Source organism: Hyphomonas sp. (genome assembly GCF_036964145.1).
Lineage (GTDB): Bacteria > Pseudomonadota > Alphaproteobacteria > Caulobacterales > Hyphomonadaceae > Hyphomonas.
Genome location: NZ_JBALUC010000001.1, coordinates 794,290 through 813,056, shown reverse-complemented (window position 1 = coordinate 813,056; position 18,767 = coordinate 794,290). Strand labels below are relative to the sequence as shown.

The window sequence follows — 18,767 nt, the reverse complement described above, 5'->3', positions numbered from 1 at the left end:
CGCGAAAAAAGACAGGTGGTAGGGACATGGCAGTGAGTGATATCGTCGTGGATGTGGATCTCGGCTCCCCGGAGGAGGATGCGCTGCTCTCGGCAACGCTGGATGCCTTCGTCATCGAGCAGCTTGGCCGGGAAAGCGATGAAGGCCCGGAAATGATGGTGCGGACCGCCGTCCGGCCCACGGGAGAATTCTGCAAGGAAGTCGTTTTCCAGAGCCAGAAATGGGCCGAAGCCTTCCAGACCTATTGGGAAAGCCAGAAAATGCAGGTCTCCGCCGCCTGAGCGTTCTATTCCGCTGCGCGATAGCCTAGATAGCGCACATGACCTGCGCCGCCCGCCCCACCCTGTCCGCCCCCCGCATCGCGATTGCCGGGGCCGGTATCATTGGCCTCAGCTGCGCGCTGGAACTTGCCCGGCGCGGCGCGACCATCACCCTTTACGACCCCAACACACCCGGACGCGGCGCCAGCTGGGCCGCCGCCGGCATGATTGCCCCGGCCTTCGAAGCCGCATCAGAACCCGGTGTTCACCCCAAACTGTTTGACCTCTGCCTTGAAAGCGCGCGGCTCTGGCCCGGCTTTGCCGCCCGTCTGGAAGCCGACAGTGGCAAGCCGGTGGGCTACGCGCCGGGCCCCTCCCTGGCCGTTGCGGCAGACCCGGCCACAGCCCGGCATCTGGACGGCATTCTGAACACATTGGCGAAGCGCGGCCTTCCGGGCGACCGGCTCGACGTGGACGCCGCGCGCGCGGTCGAGCCCTCCCTCTCGCCGGACCTGCTCGGCGCCCTGCGGCTCGAAACCGATGGGCATGTGAACAACCGCGCCGTGGTCTCCGCCTTCCTTCTTCTCTGCGAGCGCCACCCCTCGATCACGCTGGAGCCCACGCCCGCGCCGCTGCACTCGCGCGGCAGCACGCTGGACAGTGACGGCCATGACCTGATCCTCGTCACAGCCGGCTGGCAAAGCGGCGCCCTGAAAGTCACCGAGCATGGCCAGCAAGTCAGCCTCGTGAACTGGGACATTTCGCTGGACGAGATCGACACCTATGGCGGCCAGATGCTGTCGGTGGAGCGCCGGGCCGATCATCCCGCCACCACGCTGCGCGCCGGCCCCATCTACATGGTGCCACGCGGCAGCGAACTCGTGATCGGCGCCACGATGGAACCGGGCCGCACGACCGGTATGCCGAATACGGATGATATTGCGGGCCTCTTGTCAGACGCGGCGCAAATCGTGCCCTCACTGGCCGATGCCCGCATCACTTCCACATGGTCCGGTGTCCGCCCCGGCACGCCCGATTTCGCGCCCTTCCTCGGTCGCACCCGCCAGCCCAACATGTTCGTTGCGGCCGGGCATTACCGGAACGGCATCCTGCTGACGCCGATCACGGCGCAGATCATCGCAGACCAGATGCTGGGGGCGGAGCCCGGCGACCTTGCCGGCGCCTTCGCGCCATCCCGCGCGCTTCCGGCCCAGGCCTGATTTTCCTTGAACTCAGCGCAGGAATGCGTATGTAAGCGCTTCGATCCGCAGAGAAACCAATGGAGGCCAAAGACATGGATTACGCAAAGCCCACTGCTTCGCTGACCCTTTCCATGATCGCACGGCCTGCCCATGTCTTCCTGTCTCACACTCGACTCCCTTTCCCTCACCACGCCTGACGGCACGCCGCTCTTTGACGGCCTGACCCTGTCGCTCGGCCGCGAATGCATCGGCCTTGTCGGCCGCAATGGCTGTGGCAAGTCCACCCTGCTGCGCGCCATTGCCGGCGATGTGGAGCCTGCACGCGGAAGCCTGTCCGTTCACGGCCGTCTAGGCCGTCTCGCCCAGATAGCCGACGAGTCCCAGACCGTTTGCGAAGCGCTCGGCGCGGCGGAGGGCCTTGCCCGGCTTGCGCGTCTGGCCGCGGGTGAAGGCTCGCTGGAAGATGCCGATTTGGCCGACTGGACGCTGGAGTCCCGGCTCGAATCCGTTCTGGCATCTACCGGTCTCCGCGACATGCCATGGGACACTGCCCTGTCCCGGTTCAGCGGCGGCGAGCGTACGCGAGTCATGATCGCCCGCCTGTTGCTGGAAGAGCCTGATGTGTTGCTGCTGGATGAACCCACCAACAATCTTGACACGGATGGCCGTGCCGCGATCGCCAAGCTCCTGCAGGATTGGCGCGGCGGCGCGCTCATCGCCAGCCATGACCGCCACCTGTTGGAGCAGATGGACCGCATCGTGGAATTGTCCCCCATAGGCGTGACCGTGTTCGGCGGCGGGTGGAGCGAATTCCGCGAAGCCCGCGACGCTGCCCGCGCGCAGGCCGAAGCTGATCTCGCCAGATCCGAAACCGCCCTGCGCCGCACACAAGCCGAGGCCCAGCGCGCAAAGGAAAAACAGGACCGGCGCGACAAGGCGGGCCGCGCCGCCCGCGCAAAGGGGGATGCCCCCAAGATGCTGCTCGACAAACGGCAGGAACGCGCGGAGGCCACCGCCGCACGGGGCAGCGACCTTGCCAGCCGCCAGACCAACGAAAGCGCCGACGCCCTGGAAGCCGCCCGCGCCAGGGTCGAGACCACCGCGCCCATCACGATGGAATTGCCGCCGGTTCACCTGCCCCGGTCAAAGGACATCCTGCGCGTGACCGAGGCCGCCGCCGCCTTCGGCAACCGCCCCCTGTTTGGCCCGCTCAGCTTCGACATAAGAGGACCCGAGCGGATCGCCCTTGCCGGCCCGAATGGCGCCGGAAAGTCGACGCTGATGCGCATGATCCTTGGCGAGATCGCCCCCGCCGCCGGCATCGTCGACCCGCTCACGCGCCGCATCGCCCGGCTCGACCAGCATGTCAGCCTGCTGCCCTCGGGCGGCTCGATCCTCGACACGATCAGGGCCGTCCAGCCTCACCTGACAAAGAATGAAGCCCATGCCGCCCTCGCCCGCTTCGCCTTCCGGAACGAGGCTGCGCTGCAATCCGTCACAACGCTCAGCGGCGGGGAACGCCTGCGCACCGGCCTCGCAGCCATCTTCGCCGCGCCGGAACCGCCGGAGCTGCTCCTGCTGGACGAGCCGACCAATCATCTCGACATGGACACGATTGAAACGCTGGAGACGGCCCTCAAAGCCTATGATGGCGCCCTCCTCGTCATCAGCCATGACCCGGCCTTCCTCACAGCCATCGGCATCACGCGCACAATTGCGCTCCCCTGACGCAGGGCAATCGCTGGACGGGCCTGCATGGCCGCCTTAAGTCTGGCCCTCAGGAGGATTACGTCACATGCACCAGATCGCGCCGATGAGTGAAGATCAGGCCGCCATCAAGGCCGCCGTCGAAAAAACGCTCGAACCCTTTGGGGACGAATACTGGGCGAAGACCGACGAGACCGGCGACTGGCCGGAGGAATTCTGTGACGCCATGGCCGCAGGCGGCTGGCTGGGCATTGCCTTCCCGGAAGAATATGGCGGCGCGGGCCTCGGCCTGACCGAAGCCGCGCTGATGATGCAGACGGTCACGCGCACCGGCGCGGGCTTCTCCGCCGCCTCCGCCATTCATCTCAACATCTTCGGGCCGAAGCCGCTCGAACGGTTCGGCAATCCCGAGCAGAAGCGCGAGAATTTGCCCAAGATCATCTCGGGCGAAGAGAAGATGTGCTTTGCCGTGACCGAGCCGAATTCCGGCCTCGACACGTCCAGCCTCGAAACCAAGGCCGAGCGCACCAATACCGGCTACACGATCAATGGCCGCAAGATCTGGACGACCGGGGCCCAGCGCGCCGACAAGATCCTGATCATCGCGCGCACCACGCCCAAGGACCAGTGCGCCAAGCCCTATCTCGGCCTCTCCCTGTTCTACACCGACCTTGACCCGAACAAGATCGAGCGCCAGCCGATTCCGAAAATGGGCCGCAAGGCGGTCGAGTGCAACATGCTCTACATTGACGGGCTGGAAGTGCCGAAGGACCACCTTATCGGCGAGGAAGGCGAAGGCTTCAAATACCTGCTTCAGGGCCTGAACCCGGAGCGCGTGCTGTTCGCGGTGGAATCCATCGGGCTCGGCTTTTCGGCGCTGGAGCGCGCTGCGAACTATGCGAAAGAGCGCGTCGTCTTCGGCCGCCCCATCGGCCAGAACCAGGGCATCCAGCATCCGCTAGCGAAATCCTGGGCCGAACTGTCCGCCGCTGAGCTGCTCGCCTACAAGGCCGCCGGGCTCTATGACGCCGGACAGGATTGCGGCGCCGAGGCCAATTCCGCTAAATATCTTGGCACCGAAGCCGGCTTCCGCGCCTGCGAGACCGCTGTGCTGACGCATGGCGGCATGGGCTACGCGAAAGAGTACCATGTCGAGCGCATGATGCGCGAAGCCATGCTCGCCCGCATCGCCCCGGTCAGCCGCGAGATGATCCTCAACTTCATCGCCGAACGCGTCCTCGGCCTGCCGAAGAGTTACTAGTTGATCCGGGGAGACCACCCGGCCTGTCCCCGGCCCTGACACTTCGAAAACCCCTGACCTGCCGCGCAGGTCAGGGGTTTTTCGTGGGCTCTATCCAACCGGACTTGGCGCTGTGGCAGGATTGGCAGCATGGACACGCTGTTTGCCCCTGTCGGACCGCTCAAGCCGCATCTGGAACCCTACCGGGTCTGGATCTGGCTGCAGACGGTCGCTCTGCGCCTGTATGTTCGGGCACTGAAGGGCCGGGACGTCCCTTTCATGACCGTCATCGACCATCGCGGCACCGTATACCTTCAATGGATCGGCGACGCGCCGCATGAGCGCGAACCGCACCCGCTGGACTTCACATGGTCAAAGGCTTTCCGCCTGGCAATTGGCGATCTGGACTCCGCCCATCCCGGTGAAAGCCAGGACCGCGTGCAGATTGATGCAGGCAACCAAACGCGCCCGAGACAGTTCAGCCAGGGCTGTGCCCTGCCCCGGCCAGATCCCTGACCGCGCTCCCGTCACAAAAACCAGATTCCCACCCGAAGCGCCCTCACAGGCGTCGCAAATGCTGGCGCGGCCAGCCCTACATGTCGTCGGCCTTGGTCATGTGCTGGAAGAACTCTTCCTTGCTGTTGGTACGCGGATAGGGTGTGTCCGGAACGGGCTTACCCAGGAAAGCGCAGAGCGGTTCCCAGCCATCCTTGGCCGAATGCACCAGAAGGCGCTCGGCGGGAATAGTCGCCTTCACTTCGGCTTCGTGCGCGTTGAAGGCGGCGATCAGGCTGTCCTTGTCTTTCGCGCCGCCAAAGCTGCGCTCCAGCACTTTCGTCACCATGCGGAACCATTCGGTCGCTTGCGGCGGCCAGGTCTCCGGCGCCCAGACGGTTGCCAGAATGGTCTCGGAAATACTGCTGTACCAGCTCTCGGGCGAGCGCGTGGAGAGGATGATCTTCGCCTCTGGATAGGCCTCGGCCGTCTCCTGCCAGAAGGCCGCAGTCGGCCAGTCCACGGCGGAGGTGAAGCCATCATAAATGGCGCCGAAGTCTGGCGCGCCCGCCAGCGCAGCATTCCAGAGCGGCACCTGTGCCTCGCCATTCTCGATGACTTCGATCATGTGATGGCACGGCCCGAAGCCGAGGTGCTCAAGCGCCAGTTTGAGCGACATGGTGCCTGTGCGCCCGAAACCGGCGCTGATAACGGATAGTGTCATTGGATTTGTTCCCTCCACAGCCTTTCAGGCGTCCCTGCTATTTCCATAGCATGACCATGAGGCGGGCGATAACAAGAAATTTGCCTCGCAGGGCGAGGTCGATCAGGCAACCACTTGGGTCGGGACCGACAGCATGGACCCCATACCGTCGAACTTCAGCTCGCCGGTCAGGTAAGGCAGCATCTTGTCGGCCATCAGGGGCTTGGTGAAGATATAGCCCTGAACGAGGTGGCATCCGGCGGTGCGGACATGGTCCAGTTCCTCGCGGGTCTCCACGCCTTCCGCCACACAGGCAATCGACAGCGACCGGCAGAGGCGGCTGATTGTCCGCACAAGACCAAAACTCTTCTGATTGTACTCGATCGACGAGATAAAGCTGCGATCGATCTTGACGATGTCGAACTCCAGCTCCTGGAGGTATCGCAGGGAGGAAAAGCCCGTTCCGAAATCATCGAGGGCAATCTTCACGCCCAGTTCGCGGAATTTCAGGAGGTTGTTGTGCACCTCCGTGAAATCCGTCAGCAGCGAGGATTCCGTGACTTCGATCGAGATGCGCTTGCGCAGGCTCGGTGACTGGCGGATCAGCATCGAGGCCAGCAGATCCGTACACTGCCGGCTGTTCACGTCCTGCGCGGACAGGTTCACGGCAATGCGCGCAGTATCCGGCCATACTTTCAGCTGGGCAATCACCTTGCGGAACACGGCCAGCGTCATTTCCTGGGTCATGCCGGCTTTTTCAGCAATCGGCACGAACTCGCCCGGCGGCACCATGCCGATCTCCGGACTGTCCCAGCGCGCCAGCGCCTCGCAGCGGCGGATGGCGCCGTCCCGCGTGTCGATGATCGGCTGGTAGACAAGGTGGATTTCCTTGTCGAGGTCGGCATTCTTGAACGCTTGGTGCACCAGCACTTCGCGCCGTTTGCTGGCGGCGTGGTGCGAGGAAAATTCCACCACCGGACCGGCCGAGGATTCCTTGGCGCGGAACAGGGCGAAGTCCGCCTGCTCCAGAAGATCCTTCGCCGAAGCGACTTCAAAGCTGCGCGAGGACAGGCCCACTGAGGCCGAGACGCGGCTGACGTCACTGCTGGGCAGGACAACCGGATTGCTGATCGAGGCAACCAGTTCCTGGGAGAATTTCATCGCATCGTCCCGCGACGTATTCCACGGCAGGACATAGGCAAACTCGTCTCCCCCCAGGCGCGCCACAGCGCCGCCATAATGGGTCGCGGCCAGCTTAATCCGGTTGGCGGTTTCCACAAGGACGGCATCGCCGGCAGAATGGCCGAACACGTCATTCAGCGGCTTGAAGCCATCCAGGTCGACCAGGCCGACAATCGGCAACTCGCCATCCGGGCAGCGCTCGAAGAAGAGATTGATCTGTTCGAAGAAGCGGCGCCGGTTCGGCAGGCCGGTCAGCGTATCGGACAGGGCCAGGAAACGGTTGGATTCCGCAAGGCCCGAAGCCCGCTCGTTTTCCGAGATGAGTTCATTGTGCAGCATCACCGATTCCACGATGCGCTGCTTGTAGGTGAAGGACACCTTGAAGAAGACGCCATAGGACACCGCCATCGGCACAGCCATGAACCCATAGAACTGCGGATCATGCAGCACGAAGACGAGACAGAAGACGAGCAGCGTCCCTGTCAGGCCGATGGCCACGATCCTCGGCCGAGGCATCGAACACATCATGGCGACGGGACCGATCAGGCAGGTGAACAATGCCAGCTGCGCTTCCTGGCGACCGATGGCATAGGGCCACAGCATGGCAATCCAGGCGCCCAGAATGGCAAAGATGATCAGCGAGCCATATTCCATGACGGCGAAATCGCGTTTGGCCCGTACCGGATCGGTGAGTTCCATCTGGGAATCCCGCCAGTGATTGATCCGCAGGATACTGGCCACAATGAACAGGCAAGGCAGGCCCAATGTCAGGTAGAGCGGCGCATATTCAAGGAAGCTCATGCCCAGCGACAGCGAGGCCACGCACAGCATCGCATACAGCGCGGAGAGGTTCCTGGATGTTGCGCGCATCTGCTCCATCACAACCGCCTCTTCCAGGTTCCGTGCATTCTGGAGCATGGTCCGATAGTGCTTGATGTCGGAGATATTTCGCATACGCGCCCGTTCTGTTAGGCCATATCCATTATAGGTAGTTCCATAAAGCCCGGTTTAGTCACGGGAAAATTCCACTACTTTCGGTTAACCCTGTCTTCATCCCCAAAAAGGGCCTGCCCGTTTGCGCCTGACCTCTTGCAATTCCCGGATTCGCTGGCAAAGAGCTTTTCATGACCGACACGCTTCCTGACCGCCTCGCCCTTGATCCCGACAGCAAGTTTCATGATGCAGACCTGCTGCAGCGTGAGATCGGTGTCCGCTTCAACGGCGCCGAAAAGACAAATGTCGAAGAGTATTGCGTATCCGAAGGCTGGATCCGTGTGGCCGCCGGCAAGGCGCTCGACCGCAAGGGCAAGCCTCTCACGCTGAAGCTCAAGGGCAAGGTCGAGGTCTGGCTGAAGGATCAGCCCGAAGGCTGAGGCCGCCTTCCGGCTTTCCCACATCCCGGACTCCGCCTAGACTCCCTGCCGGGAGGAATTCATCATGCCGTATCTGATCGCCGGACTGGTCCTGTTCTTCGGGGCCCATCTGTTTTCCGCATTCCGCAGCCGCGCACCGGGCAGGGATCTGCGCCAGCGCATGGGCTATGGCCCCTATATGGGTCTCTACAGCCTGGTGGCCTTGGCCGGGTTCGCCCTGATCATCTATGGTTATGATGCCGCGCGCTGGATGGGCTCACTCTATTTCGCGCCCAGCTGGGGCCGCCACCTGAACATGACGCTGATGCTGCCCGCGATGATTATCCTCGTGGCCGCCTATCTGCCCGCCGGCCGCATCAAGAAAACCCTGAAACACCCGATGCTGGTCGCGGTGAAGCTCTGGGCGCTCGGCCACCTTCTCGCCAATGGTGAGTGGAATTCCGTGATCCTGTTCACGAGCTTCCTGGCCTATGCAATCATCGACCGGATCGCCGTGAAGAAGCGCGGGGATACGGGCCCGCCCGCCGATGTCGCGCCCTCCAATCTCGGAGACATTGGCGCGCTGGTCATCGGCATCGGCGTCTATCTCGCCTTCTTCTTCCATCTGCATGAATTTCTGATCGGCGTGCCGGTCCTGCCGGGAGTCTAGAAACATGGACGCACAGTGTGCCTGCGGCAGCCTGAAAGTCGACTTGCCGGACGACATCACGCCGGCCGTTGTGGCCTGCCATTGCACGGCCTGCCAGCGCCGGACCGGATCGCCCTTCGGGGTCGGGGCCTATTACCTGCTTGCTGCCCTGACCATTACAGGAAACGCCACATCCTGGACGCGCAAGACTGACAGCGGCGGCGCCTTCACGACCTATTTCTGCCCGACCTGTGGCTCCACCGTCTACTGGACGACCGGGAATCATCCCGAAGCCGCCGGCATCGCCGTGGGAGCGATCGCCGATCCGCACTTCCCGGGGCCGGTACGCTCGGTCTGGGAAGAGACCCGGCATGAGTGGGTGGAGATACCGACGGCCCTGCATCACTTCCCCAAGGGCCGCAGCTGATCCTGCGCGGCGGAAGCGACCGTTCACACGCGCTTGCCCGCCGGTCTGAGGCAGGCTAAGTCGCTGGCCATGTCGAAACAAACCCGCATTTCCCGCAAGACCGTCAAGGATATCGCCGCCGCCAAGGGGGGCAAGCCACTGGTCTGCCTGACCGCCTATGACGCGCCGATGGCCGAGATCATGGACCCGCATGCCGATCTCATCCTTGTCGGCGACAGTGTTGGCATGGTGGTACATGGCCTGCCCTCGACGGTCGGCGTGACCATGGAAATGATGATCCTGCACGGCCAGGCCGTGATGCGCGGCAGCCAGCAGGCCTTCGTCGTCGTGGACATGCCCTTCGGCAGCTATGAGACGAGCGAAGACCAGGCTTTCCTGAATGCCGCCCGCATCCTCAAGGAAACCGGCTGCCAGGCCGTGAAGATCGAGAGTGGCGCCTATGCCGCGACCCAGATCGCCCACCTTGTCGAGCGCGGCATCCCGGTCATGGGCCATGTCGGCCTGCGCCCGCAGGCGGTCAATGTCGATGGGGGTTTCCGGGCCAAGGGCCGGACCGGGGCCGAGCGCGATATCGTGATCAACGAAGCCCGCGCAGCCGACCGCGCCGGAGCGTTCGCCATCGTCATAGAGGGCGTCGCGCGCGACCTTGCCGACGAGATCACGCAGGAAGTCAGCTGCCCCACCATCGGCATTGGCGCCTCGGCCAGTTGTGACGGCCAGGTTCTGGTGACCCAGGACATGCTCGGCCTGTTCGACTGGGCGCCCAAATTCGTGCGCCGCTACGCGGACCTGCGCACCGAGATCGACAGCGCCATCAGCCAGTTTGCCGCCGATGTCCGGTCCCGCGAATTCCCCGGCCAAGCCGAGACCTATTCCCTGCGAAAACCTGAAGCGAAACAGCCCTGACACGTTGCAGCAGGGCGCAGGCGCGTCTAGGTTCCCCCCGAAGTCAGATTACCCGATCGGAGCGCCCCGTTGAGCGACATTTTTGACGAAGTCGAAGAAAGCCTGCGCCAGGACAAGATGGAAGGCCTGTGGAAACGCTACAGGCCCTTTATCTATGGCGCGGCAGCATTGCTCGTGGGAGCAGTGGCCCTGAACGAATTCGTGCTGCGACCGCAGGCCGAACAGGCGCGCGCCGAACGTGCGCTCGCCTTCGAAAACGCCCTGACCCTGCTCGAAGAAGACAATTACACCGAGGCCGAAACCGCCTTCCGCGAATTGGCCGAAGGCAATGGCAAGATCGCGCCCCTGGCGGCGCAATATCTGGCCCAGACCCAGTATGAGGGCGGGGGCGACTCCAATGGCGCCACCCGCACGCTCTCTTCCGTCGCCGCCGTCGAGGGCAGCCCGTTCGAGCGTCTCTCGATCCTGAAAACGGCATATTATTCGGTCGACACCCAATCCATGGCGGACCTCGAAGCCACACTCGGCAGCCTGGTCGCGGATGAGGGCCCACTCGGCGCGCTCGCCCGTGAACTGATCGCCGCCAAGGCGTTCGAGACCGGCGACATCACCCGCGCCCGGACCGAATTCAACCGCCTCCGCTTTGATGCAGCCGCGCCGGAAGGCGTGAAGCGCCGCGCCGAAATCGCGCTTGCAGCCATCCCGGCAGCGCCCGCCGAAGAGGCCGCCGCCAGCGACACAGAGACATCAGTTGAGGGCGATCTGCCCGCTGAAACTGCCGACATCGAGGAGACTGGCCAATGAGGCTTTCCCGCCCACTCAAGCTGACCGCAACCGCAACGGCATTCGTCGCGCTGACGGCGTGCAGCAGCATTCCGTTCCTCGGTGGTTCCGGCAATGACGACAAGGAACAGCTCGACAAGGCGGGCCGCGTCACAATGGTGCTGGCGGAAGAAGCCATTGCGGCCAAGCCGGAACTGGCAACCGAATCCATCGACCTGCTGCCGGCCGTGGACATGGCGTCCTGGCCGGAAGCTGGCGGGACGCCTGCCAAGGCGCCGGGCCATGTGAACGCGGCCCCCGACCTGAAAGTTGCCTGGCGCAATTCCGTCGGCAAGGGCTCCAGCAACAAATCGGCTGTCAGCACGCCGCCGGTCGCCAGCGAGACGGCGATCTACACGCTCGACGCCGACCAGACGATCTATGCAACCGACCTCTCCAGCGGCCGCACGCTCTGGAAGAAGGAACTCAAGGGCCTGACCAAGCGGGACAAGACCGCGCTCGGCGGCGGTCTCGCCGTGAATGACGGTACGCTGATCGTTGCCAGCGGCTTCGGCTATGTCACGCGCCTCAACGCCAATGATGGCAGCGAGATCTGGAAGCATGAACTCGGCGTCCCGATGACTGGCGCGCCGACCGTCAAGGACGGCAAGGTCTTTGTCGCGTCCAACAATAATGAAATCTTCTCACTGGACCTCCAGACCGGCGAAACCGACTGGAGCGACCAGGCCATTGCGGAATCTGCCCGCGTCCTCGGCAGCCCGAGCCCGGCCGCCATCGAAGACTTCGTGATTGCGCCCTACTCGTCCGGCGAGATCATCGCCTATCTTGCCAATAATGGTCGCCGTCTCTGGACGGATGCCATTTCGCAGGCTGGCCGCTTCACCCCGATTTCCGAGATCAATGACATTGGCTCCCGCCCGGTCCTGGCTGGCGGTCTCGTCTTCGCGTCCAGCCAGTCCGGCATCACCGTCGCGATTGACGGGCGCAGCGGCAACCGCGTCTGGGCCCGCCCCATCGGCTCGACCCAGGCGCCGACCCTGAGCGGCAAATTCCTGTTCGTGATCGGCACGAATGCGACGCTGGCCGCCCTCGATGCGGGCACCGGAGATGCCTATTGGGTCACCGATCTGCCCCAGTACAAGAATGAGAAGAAAAAGAAGAAGCGGATCAGCTATTCCGGCCCGCTTCTGGCGTCAGGCCGCATTCTGATCGTTTCCTCCTATGGGGAAGTTCTCGCCTTTGATCCGCAGACGGGCGAACAGATCGCCTCTCTGAACATCAAGGACACAACATATATCGAACCCATCGCCGTGCAGGGCAAAGTCTTCCTGCTCACCGATGATGCAAAACTGGTTGCGATTCAGTAACAGGCTGCGCCGGGCTGGCGCGCCTCGCCTGAACGCATTGGAGCAGGCCCCGCCATGCCTTTGAAACTCGCCATTGTCGGACGCCCCAATGTGGGCAAGTCGACCCTGTTTAACCGCCTTGTCGGCAAGAAGATCGCGCTGGTCGATGACCAGCCGGGCGTGACGCGTGACCGAAAACAGGCGGAAGGCTATCTGGCCTCCCTGCCGCTGATCCTGATCGACACGGCCGGCTATGAGACGTCCTATGATGATAGTCTCGAATCCCGCATGCGTCAGCAGACCGAGGCCGCCATCGCAGAGGCAGAGCTGGCCCTCTTCCTGATTGATGCGCGCGTGGGCGTAACCCCGGAAGACGAGAATTTTGCCGCCCTGCTCCGCAAGGCGAACATCCCCATCGTGCTGGCGGCCAACAAAGCCGAAGGCAAGCAGGGCACGGTCGGCGTGATGGACGCCTGGTCGCTCGGCTTGGGCGAGCCGGTCGGCCTGTCTGCCGAGCATGGCGAGGGCATGGCCGAACTCTACGAAGCCATCCGGCAGGCGCTCGGCGAGGAAGCCTTTGAACTGGCCCTCCAGGAAGCCGAACCGGACTATGATCCTCGTGCGGCCGAAGACATCATCGAGAAGCTCGCCCATATCGATATTGACGATCTCAGCGTCTCCGATGACGATCTCGTCGCGGCCATCGAAGCCGCCGATGTGGACATCGCCCCTGAGCCACCCAAGGATGACAAGCCGATCAAGCTGGCCATTGTCGGCCGCCCGAATGCCGGCAAGTCCACCCTGATCAACCAACTGCTGCAATCCGACCGCCTGCTGACGGGCCCCGAAGCCGGCATCACGCGCGACTCCATTTCCATCGACTGGGAATGGGAAGGCCGCCGCATCCGGCTGGTCGACACAGCGGGCCTCCGCCGCAGGAGCAAGGTGCAGGAGCGGCTTGAACGCATGTCGACCGGCGAGACGATCCGTTCGCTGAAATATGCCGACATCATCGCGCTGGTCATGGACGCACATGAGGCGATGGAAAAGCAGGACCTGCTGATCGCCGACCTCGCCTTGCGCGAAGGCCGCGGCGTCGTTCTGGTCATTTCCAAATGGGACACGGTGAAGAAGCCGGATGAAGCGGCCAAGCATATCCGCGACCTCGCCAACCGGCTGATGCCGAATGCTGGCGGCGCGCCGGTGGTCTTCCTGTCGGGCCTGACGGGCCGGCATACCGACAAGCTGATGCCTGCCGTGGCAAAAGTCTATCAGGACTGGACCGCACGGGTGAAGACCGGCGACCTCAACCGCTGGCTGCGCCACACGGTCGAGCGCCACCCGCCCCCAAGCGTTCAGGGCAAGCGGATCAAGCCGCGCTACATGGCCCAGATGAAGGCGCGCCCGCCGACCTTCGTGCTGATCGCCTCGCGCGGTGACCAGATGCCGGAAACCTACAAGCGGTATCTGATCAACAATCTGCGTGATGCCTTCGACATGCACGGCGTGCCGATCCGCCTGTTCGTCCGGCAGGGTAAGAACCCCTATGCCGACAAGGCCGATGGCGCCCGCAAGCCGCAGGGCAAGGGCCCGTACAGAGGCAAGCCGACCAAGAAGGGCTAGCCCTCCGGCGCGACGCCTTGCGCTCGGTCAAAGGACACCCCTCCTCAACGTGGCATTCGGCGAGACGATTGCTTCGGGGAAATAGCCAATGGTCTCCAGACGAGCCTTGCTGATGACGGGCGGCGCCGCTGTCCTGATCCTTGGTGCAGCCGGATCGTGCACGTATCACTCCGCCCAGCGCCTTGACGCCGTGCGCGAACCCTGGCGGGAAGCCGAAGAGGGCTTCGGCGACGTCCGGCTGAATGCGCTGGCCTATGCCATCCTCGCCCCCAGCCCGCATAATCGCCAGCCCTGGCTGATCGAACTGATCGGCGCGGACAGGCTCACCCTGTATTGCGACCTCGACCGGCTGTTGCCGGAAACCGATCCGCCGAACCGGCAAATCACGATCAGCCTCGGCGCCTTCCTGGAATTGCTGAGACAGGCTGCGGCCGAACAGGGATATATTGCGCATGTGACGCGCTTTCCCGATGGCCAGCCCTATCCCCGGCTCGACCCGCGCCCGATCGCCCATGTCCGGCTGGAGGCATCTCCCGATGTTGCCCGCGATCCGCTGTTTGCCCACGCCCTGCAGCGGCGCACTGTGCGCACGCCCTACGATATCGACCGGCCGGTCGAGCCCGCCCTGCTGGAGACACTGACAGAAGTGTCGAAAGGGGAGGAAGCCACCGGGTTTGCCGTGACCAGCGCGCCGGAGACGGTGGACTGGTTCCGGGATGTCTGCAAACGCGGCTGGGCCATCGAGATGTCCACGCCGCGCGTACACCATGAAAGCACGAATCTGACCCGGATCGGGTCCGCCGACATTCGCGAAAATCCGGACGGCATCTCGGTCAGCGGAACCATGATCGAGATGATGAAAGCCGCCGGCGTGCTGACCCAGGAGAAGATGCGCCAGCCCGGCACCACGGCTTACAAGGAAACCAGGGCCTTTTACGAAAAGGCCATCGACGCCACCCCGACTTTCGGGTGGCTGGTGACCGGGCAGAACACACGCGCCGACCAGCTGGACGCCGGCGCCCGCTGGGTTCGCCTGCAACAGGCCGCCGCCCAGCTGGGCCTCGCGACCCAGCCGATTTCACAAGTGCTGGAGGAATTCCCCGAACTTGCGGAGTGTTTCACCGAAGTGCATGAGCGACTGCGGATTGAAGCGCCCGCGCGCATTCAGGGCATCTTCCGCCTCGGCTACGCACCGCCGCCGGACGCCTCGCCGCGCTGGCCTCTCACCTCCCGGCTGATTAGCTGAGCGGCGCCTCCGGGGCTTTCCGCAGTCCACACACATCCGTTACTGGAAACACGCCTGCGCGCCCCCTAGGGTCGGGTGCAGTCAATACGGAGATCGACATGAACCAGATGCAGGATGTGGTGAAGGCCTATTACGGGGAAACCCTGACCAGTTCGTCCGATCTCAAGACCGATGCCTGCACGACGGCCTCCCGCCCGCCAGCTCATGTCTCCGCCGCCCTCGCCGCCGTGCATGATGACGTGGCCGCGAAATATTATGGCTGCGGCCTCGCCATTCCGGCCGCGCTGGAAGGCTTGAAAGTCCTGGACCTCGGCAGCGGCGCCGGACGTGATGTGTTCGCCCTCGCCAAGCTGGTTGGCCCGACCGGCCATGTCACCGGTGTCGACATGACGGATGAGCAGCTGGACGTCGCCCGCGCACATGAAGCCTGGCACGCCGAGCAATTTGGCTATGACACGCCCAATACGCGCTTTGTGAAAGGCGAACTGGAAAAACTCGGCGAGCTTGATCTTGAGCCCAATTCCTTTGACCTCATCATCTCCAATTGCGTGATCAATCTCTGCACGGACAAGCCGGAAGTCTTCCGGCAGGCCCACCGCCTGCTGAAGCCCGGCGGCGAGCTCTATTTCTCGGACGTTTATGCAGACCGGCGCATTCCGCAGGAATTGATCGACGATCCCATCCTCTATGGCGAATGCCTGTCAGGCGCGCTCTACTGGAACGATTATGAAGCCATCGCGATAGCGGCGGGCTTTGCCGATCCGCGCGTCGTCACCCATCGCCGCCTTGCCATCATTGATCCGAAATTAAAGGCCAAGGTCGAGCCGATCCGCTTTGCCTCCGTCACAGCCCGCCTGATGAAGCTCGCCGGGCTGGAGACGGCCTGCGAGGATTATGGCCAGGCCGTCATCTACAAGGGCGGCGTCGAAGGCATGGAGCGCGTCTTCAGTCTGGACGCGGAGCATGAGATTGAAGCCGGCCGCGTCTTCCCGGTCTGCGGCAACACACTCGCCATGCTGATGGAGACACGCTTTGCGCCCTTCTTTGATGTGGTCGGTGACGGCAAGACCCATTTCGGCGTCTTCCCCGGCTGCGCCGCGCCGGACGTGTTCGCAGAGACTCAGGACGCCAGCGGCCCCGCGCCGGTTGGCGGCTGCTGCTAGCGCGCTACTCCGTCGGGTCGATATTCCCGCGCAGGGATTTGATCTCGCCCCGGCGCTTCTTGGCCGCAATCCGGCGTTTCACGCTGCCATAGGTCGGTTTGGTCTTGATGCGACGCTTCGGCTTGCGGCTCGCCCGCAGGATCATTCCGGCCAAGCGCTTGCGCGCCGCCTCCCGGTTCAGGGCTTGGCTGCGATGCTCGGACGCCTCCAGCATCAGGCGGCCATCCTTGGTGATCCGGTTGGCATAGAGCTTGGCGAAGCGCGCCTTCACCTCCGGCGGCAGGGAAGAAGCCTCGACATGCCAGGTCAGCTGCACGGCGGTCGACACCTTGTTCACATTCTGCCCACCCGGCCCGGACGCACGCACGAACGCTTCCGACACTTCCCAGGCGGGCAATGTCAGCTCGTCATTGATACGAATGTCCCCGAACTCGGCCATGGAGTTTCCTTAACACGGCGTTCAGCGAGAGTTCAGCCCCGCAAGACTAGCGTCACTGTCATAAGCCCGCAGGATGCGGGATCTGGTTTGCCTGTGCGGATGCGTCCGTCCGGGCCCCAAGTCGGAGGCCTTGCCCGCCATGAAACTGTTCAAGACCCTTACTACCCTGATCGCCACTACGGCCACGCTGGGCCTGTTGGCCGCACCCGCCGCCTATGCAGAACGCGGGCGCGGCGATCACAATCGCGGCGGCGGTTACCATGATGGCGGCCATCGTGGCGGAGACCGCGACCACAGAGACCGTGGACGCCGTGACAATGATCATCGCGGCGACCACAATCGTGGCAATCGCGGCTACAACAATGGTCATTCCAATAATCGCAATTACAATAAGGGCCATCATGCCCAGCGGCCGTATTACCGGCCAGCGCCGCGGCCTGTTTACCGCGCGCCGCCGCGCGCCCATCGCCACTATGCGCCGCCGCGGCACAATTATGTCCGCTACAGCCGCGCTTACGGCCCCTATTATCGTCAGGGCTATGTCCCGCCCTACCATGTGGGCGGCTGGTATCGGCCGCATCACCAGACGGTCTACATCGCGAATTACTCCACCTATGGCCTCTACGCGCCGCCGCCCGGACATTACTGGGTCCGGGACCATCATAGCGGCGACGCCATCCTGGCTTCGGTCGCCACGGGTGCGATCATCGGATTGGTCGTCGGCGCCCTCGCCTACGACTAGGCTGGCCCAAATTCAGAAAATACAGAACGCCCGGGCCCGTCGTCCGGGCGTTTTTCATGCGTCATGAAAGTGTCTTCCAAAAAAGCCCTGAAGTTAACTTTGTAATGGCGCAAATCATGCTTAACTCTGATTCGTCCGGGATGGTTCTGGACAAAGTCCGTGCCTGTTGCACGCTTGAAAGGAGGTGATTCATGTCGAGTGAGAAAACCAGAGGGATCAACAAGTTTATATCCTGTGGTGCCCGGCCGGAGCAGCCTCCTGTCGGCGCATAGAGATATTTGAAGGCACGCTGAAACGCTGCCAGACTTTGTTGGGTCCCGAGGACTCACGGAAGCCGCCCCAAAGGGCGGCTTCTTTGTTTGCAGATTCGGCCTGACCGCGCCGACTTACCTTTTGCCCGCAACACCGCTATTTGCTAGCAAAACACCCGAGCGGAGAAACTCAAATGAACGCCCTGACCCACAAGACATCCGGATGGACCATCGGCACAGGCAAACCGCTATCGGTAATTGCCGGCCTCAATGTTCTCGAAGACGAGGGCCTGTCTCTCGAAGTGGGCAGCGAACTGAAACGCATCTGCGAGCAATTGGGCCTGCCCTATGTGTTCAAGGCGAGCTTCGACAAGGCGAACCGTTCCTCGATCAAGTCCTTTCGCGGCCCCGGCCTCGCAGACGGCCTGAAAATGCTTGCGACCGTAAAGGCCAAGCTGGGCGTGCCGATCTGCACCGATCTGCATGAAGCCGGTCAGGCCGAAGCCGTCGCAGACGTTGCCGACATCGTCCAGATCCCGGCCTTTCTGTGCCGCCAGACCGACCTCGTCGTCGCCACCGCCAAGGCCACCGCAGCCGCTGGCGGCATTATCCAGGTCAAGAAAGCCCAGTTCATCGCGCCGTGGGATACCAAGAACATCGTCTCCAAGATCGGTGAAGCCGCAGATGTCGGCGTGATCCTGTGCGAGCGCGGCTCCAGCTTCGGTTACAACAATCTGGTCGTCGACATGCTGGGCATTCCGGAAATGCAGAAACTCGGCTGCCCGGTTACCATCGACGCGACCCATGCCGTCCAGCTGCCGGGCGCTGACCCGCGCACGGGCGGCGCCTCCACCGGCGGTCGCCGCGAGGGCGTGGCCATCATCGCAAAATCGGCGATTGCCGCTGGCGCGGATGGGGTCTTCCTCGAGTTCCACACCGATCCGGACAAGGCGCTGTGCGACGGACCGAGCTGCCTGCCGCTCTCGTCGGCCGAGGGCCTGCTGAGCACACTGAAATCACTGCATGAGGTTGTGAACGCGTGATCCGGGAG

Annotated in this window: 19 protein-coding genes; 16 read left to right on the top strand and 3 right to left on the bottom strand. The window is 63.3% G+C overall.

The window, feature by feature from the left end; translation table 11 throughout:
• Window positions 1-26 precede the first annotated feature (26 nt).
• The 5 genes from V7660_RS04005 (at window position 27) to V7660_RS03985 (ending at window position 4,925) form a co-directional block, all read left to right on the top strand.
• Window positions 27-281, top strand: coding sequence for a hypothetical protein (locus V7660_RS04005; protein WP_335601836.1), 255 nt, complete (start codon window positions 27-29; stop codon window positions 279-281).
• A gap of 38 nt (window positions 282-319) precedes the next feature.
• Entirely contained in the window at window positions 320-1,480 is a 1,161-nt protein-coding gene (locus tag V7660_RS04000; RefSeq protein ID WP_335601835.1) for an FAD-dependent oxidoreductase, read from the top strand.
• A 132-nt stretch (window positions 1,481-1,612) separates the two neighbouring features.
• Complete coding sequence (locus V7660_RS03995; RefSeq protein WP_335601834.1) at window positions 1,613-3,190, top strand: ABC-F family ATP-binding cassette domain-containing protein; 1,578 nt, start codon at window positions 1,613-1,615, stop codon at window positions 3,188-3,190.
• A gap of 67 nt (window positions 3,191-3,257) precedes the next feature.
• Window positions 3,258-4,430, top strand: a complete 1,173-nt coding sequence (locus tag V7660_RS03990) for an acyl-CoA dehydrogenase family protein (RefSeq protein WP_335601833.1) — start codon at window positions 3,258-3,260, stop codon at window positions 4,428-4,430.
• A 129-nt stretch (window positions 4,431-4,559) separates the two neighbouring features.
• Window positions 4,560-4,925, top strand: coding sequence for a hypothetical protein (locus V7660_RS03985; RefSeq protein ID WP_335601832.1), 366 nt, complete (start codon window positions 4,560-4,562; stop codon window positions 4,923-4,925).
• A gap of 76 nt (window positions 4,926-5,001) precedes the next feature.
• On the opposite strand, the gene V7660_RS03980 is transcribed toward V7660_RS03985, so the two are convergent.
• Together V7660_RS03980 and V7660_RS03975 are read right to left on the bottom strand one after the other, a co-directional pair.
• Complete coding sequence (locus V7660_RS03980; protein ID WP_335601831.1) at window positions 5,002-5,628, bottom strand: sulfotransferase family protein; 627 nt, start codon at window positions 5,626-5,628, stop codon at window positions 5,002-5,004.
• A 102-nt stretch (window positions 5,629-5,730) separates the two neighbouring features.
• Window positions 5,731-7,743: a putative bifunctional diguanylate cyclase/phosphodiesterase gene (locus V7660_RS03975; protein WP_335601830.1), complete on the bottom strand. Its 2,013-nt coding sequence runs from the start codon at window positions 7,741-7,743 to the stop codon at window positions 5,731-5,733.
• Between the two features lie 170 nt (window positions 7,744-7,913).
• Here V7660_RS03975 and V7660_RS03970 point away from each other — a divergent pair, with 170 nt between their 5' ends.
• The 9 genes from V7660_RS03970 (at window position 7,914) to V7660_RS03930 (ending at window position 16,284) form a co-directional block, all read left to right on the top strand.
• Entirely contained in the window at window positions 7,914-8,162 is a 249-nt protein-coding gene (locus tag V7660_RS03970; protein WP_335601829.1) for a DUF3297 family protein, read from the top strand.
• A 64-nt stretch (window positions 8,163-8,226) separates the two neighbouring features.
• Window positions 8,227-8,811, top strand: a complete 585-nt coding sequence (locus V7660_RS03965) for an NnrU family protein (RefSeq protein ID WP_335601828.1) — start codon at window positions 8,227-8,229, stop codon at window positions 8,809-8,811.
• A 4-nt stretch (window positions 8,812-8,815) separates the two neighbouring features.
• Window positions 8,816-9,217, top strand: coding sequence for a GFA family protein (locus V7660_RS03960; RefSeq protein WP_335601827.1), 402 nt, complete (start codon window positions 8,816-8,818; stop codon window positions 9,215-9,217).
• Between the two features lie 69 nt (window positions 9,218-9,286).
• Window positions 9,287-10,123 carry a 3-methyl-2-oxobutanoate hydroxymethyltransferase gene (gene panB, locus V7660_RS03955; protein ID WP_335601826.1) on the top strand — a complete coding sequence of 279 codons (837 nt, stop codon included), beginning with the start codon at window positions 9,287-9,289 and terminating at the stop codon, window positions 10,121-10,123.
• 69 nt (window positions 10,124-10,192) lie between these two features.
• Complete coding sequence (locus V7660_RS03950; protein WP_335601825.1) at window positions 10,193-10,927, top strand: hypothetical protein; 735 nt, start codon at window positions 10,193-10,195, stop codon at window positions 10,925-10,927.
• Window positions 10,924-12,273, top strand: a complete 1,350-nt coding sequence (locus tag V7660_RS03945) for an outer membrane protein assembly factor BamB family protein (protein WP_335601824.1) — start codon at window positions 10,924-10,926, stop codon at window positions 12,271-12,273. The genes V7660_RS03950 and V7660_RS03945 overlap by 4 nt, the downstream gene beginning before the upstream one ends.
• Window positions 12,274-12,327: 54 nt before the next feature.
• The gene (gene der, locus V7660_RS03940; RefSeq protein WP_335601823.1) at window positions 12,328-13,875 is read left to right on the top strand and encodes a ribosome biogenesis GTPase Der; all 1,548 of its coding nucleotides are present in this window, start codon (window positions 12,328-12,330) and stop codon (window positions 13,873-13,875) included.
• An 88-nt stretch (window positions 13,876-13,963) separates the two neighbouring features.
• On the top strand, window positions 13,964-15,121 hold the full coding sequence (locus tag V7660_RS03935; protein ID WP_335601822.1) for an Acg family FMN-binding oxidoreductase: 1,158 nt from the start codon (window positions 13,964-13,966) through the stop codon (window positions 15,119-15,121).
• Window positions 15,122-15,228: 107 nt separating this feature from the next.
• Window positions 15,229-16,284: a methyltransferase domain-containing protein gene (locus tag V7660_RS03930; protein ID WP_442910023.1), complete on the top strand. Its 1,056-nt coding sequence runs from the start codon at window positions 15,229-15,231 to the stop codon at window positions 16,282-16,284.
• Window positions 16,285-16,288: 4 nt separating this feature from the next.
• On the opposite strand, the gene arfB is transcribed toward V7660_RS03930, so the two are convergent.
• The gene (gene arfB / locus V7660_RS03925) at window positions 16,289-16,723 is read right to left on the bottom strand and encodes an alternative ribosome rescue aminoacyl-tRNA hydrolase ArfB (RefSeq protein WP_335601820.1); all 435 of its coding nucleotides are present in this window, start codon (window positions 16,721-16,723) and stop codon (window positions 16,289-16,291) included.
• Window positions 16,724-16,862: 139 nt separating this feature from the next.
• On the opposite strand from arfB, the gene V7660_RS03920 reads away from it, so the two are divergent.
• Both V7660_RS03920 and kdsA read left to right on the top strand, forming a co-directional pair.
• Window positions 16,863-17,465, top strand: a complete 603-nt coding sequence (locus tag V7660_RS03920; protein WP_335601819.1) for an RcnB family protein — start codon at window positions 16,863-16,865, stop codon at window positions 17,463-17,465.
• A gap of 445 nt (window positions 17,466-17,910) precedes the next feature.
• Window positions 17,911-18,759 (top strand): 3-deoxy-8-phosphooctulonate synthase, encoded by an 849-nt coding sequence (gene kdsA, locus V7660_RS03915; RefSeq protein ID WP_335601818.1) that lies wholly within the window; start codon window positions 17,911-17,913, stop codon window positions 18,757-18,759.
• Window positions 18,760-18,767 lie beyond the last annotated feature (8 nt).

What these genes read in the sequence shown, in the direction of transcription:
- V7660_RS04005 (WP_335601836.1), top strand. Translation starts at nt 27, where the DNA reads ATGGCAGTGAGTGATATCGTCGTGGATGTGGATCTCGGCTCCCCGGAG.
- V7660_RS04000 (WP_335601835.1), top strand. Translation starts at nt 320, where the DNA reads ATGACCTGCGCCGCCCGCCCCACCCTGTCCGCCCCCCGCATCGCGATT.
- V7660_RS03995 (WP_335601834.1), top strand. Translation starts at nt 1,613, where the DNA reads ATGTCTTCCTGTCTCACACTCGACTCCCTTTCCCTCACCACGCCTGAC.
- V7660_RS03990 (WP_335601833.1), top strand. Translation starts at nt 3,258, where the DNA reads ATGCACCAGATCGCGCCGATGAGTGAAGATCAGGCCGCCATCAAGGCC.
- V7660_RS03985 (WP_335601832.1), top strand. Translation starts at nt 4,560, where the DNA reads ATGGACACGCTGTTTGCCCCTGTCGGACCGCTCAAGCCGCATCTGGAA.
- V7660_RS03980 (WP_335601831.1), bottom strand. Translation starts at nt 5,628, where the DNA reads ATGACACTATCCGTTATCAGCGCCGGTTTCGGGCGCACAGGCACCATG.
- V7660_RS03975 (WP_335601830.1), bottom strand. Translation starts at nt 7,743, where the DNA reads ATGCGAAATATCTCCGACATCAAGCACTATCGGACCATGCTCCAGAAT.
- V7660_RS03970 (WP_335601829.1), top strand. Translation starts at nt 7,914, where the DNA reads ATGACCGACACGCTTCCTGACCGCCTCGCCCTTGATCCCGACAGCAAG.
- V7660_RS03965 (WP_335601828.1), top strand. Translation starts at nt 8,227, where the DNA reads ATGCCGTATCTGATCGCCGGACTGGTCCTGTTCTTCGGGGCCCATCTG.
- V7660_RS03960 (WP_335601827.1), top strand. Translation starts at nt 8,816, where the DNA reads ATGGACGCACAGTGTGCCTGCGGCAGCCTGAAAGTCGACTTGCCGGAC.
- panB (WP_335601826.1), top strand. Translation starts at nt 9,287, where the DNA reads ATGTCGAAACAAACCCGCATTTCCCGCAAGACCGTCAAGGATATCGCC.
- V7660_RS03945 (WP_335601824.1), top strand. Translation starts at nt 10,924, where the DNA reads ATGAGGCTTTCCCGCCCACTCAAGCTGACCGCAACCGCAACGGCATTC.
- der (WP_335601823.1), top strand. Translation starts at nt 12,328, where the DNA reads ATGCCTTTGAAACTCGCCATTGTCGGACGCCCCAATGTGGGCAAGTCG.
- V7660_RS03935 (WP_335601822.1), top strand. Translation starts at nt 13,964, where the DNA reads ATGGTCTCCAGACGAGCCTTGCTGATGACGGGCGGCGCCGCTGTCCTG.
- V7660_RS03930 (WP_442910023.1), top strand. Translation starts at nt 15,229, where the DNA reads ATGCAGGATGTGGTGAAGGCCTATTACGGGGAAACCCTGACCAGTTCG.
- arfB (WP_335601820.1), bottom strand. Translation starts at nt 16,723, where the DNA reads ATGGCCGAGTTCGGGGACATTCGTATCAATGACGAGCTGACATTGCCC.
- V7660_RS03920 (WP_335601819.1), top strand. Translation starts at nt 16,863, where the DNA reads ATGAAACTGTTCAAGACCCTTACTACCCTGATCGCCACTACGGCCACG.
- kdsA (WP_335601818.1), top strand. Translation starts at nt 17,911, where the DNA reads ATGAACGCCCTGACCCACAAGACATCCGGATGGACCATCGGCACAGGC.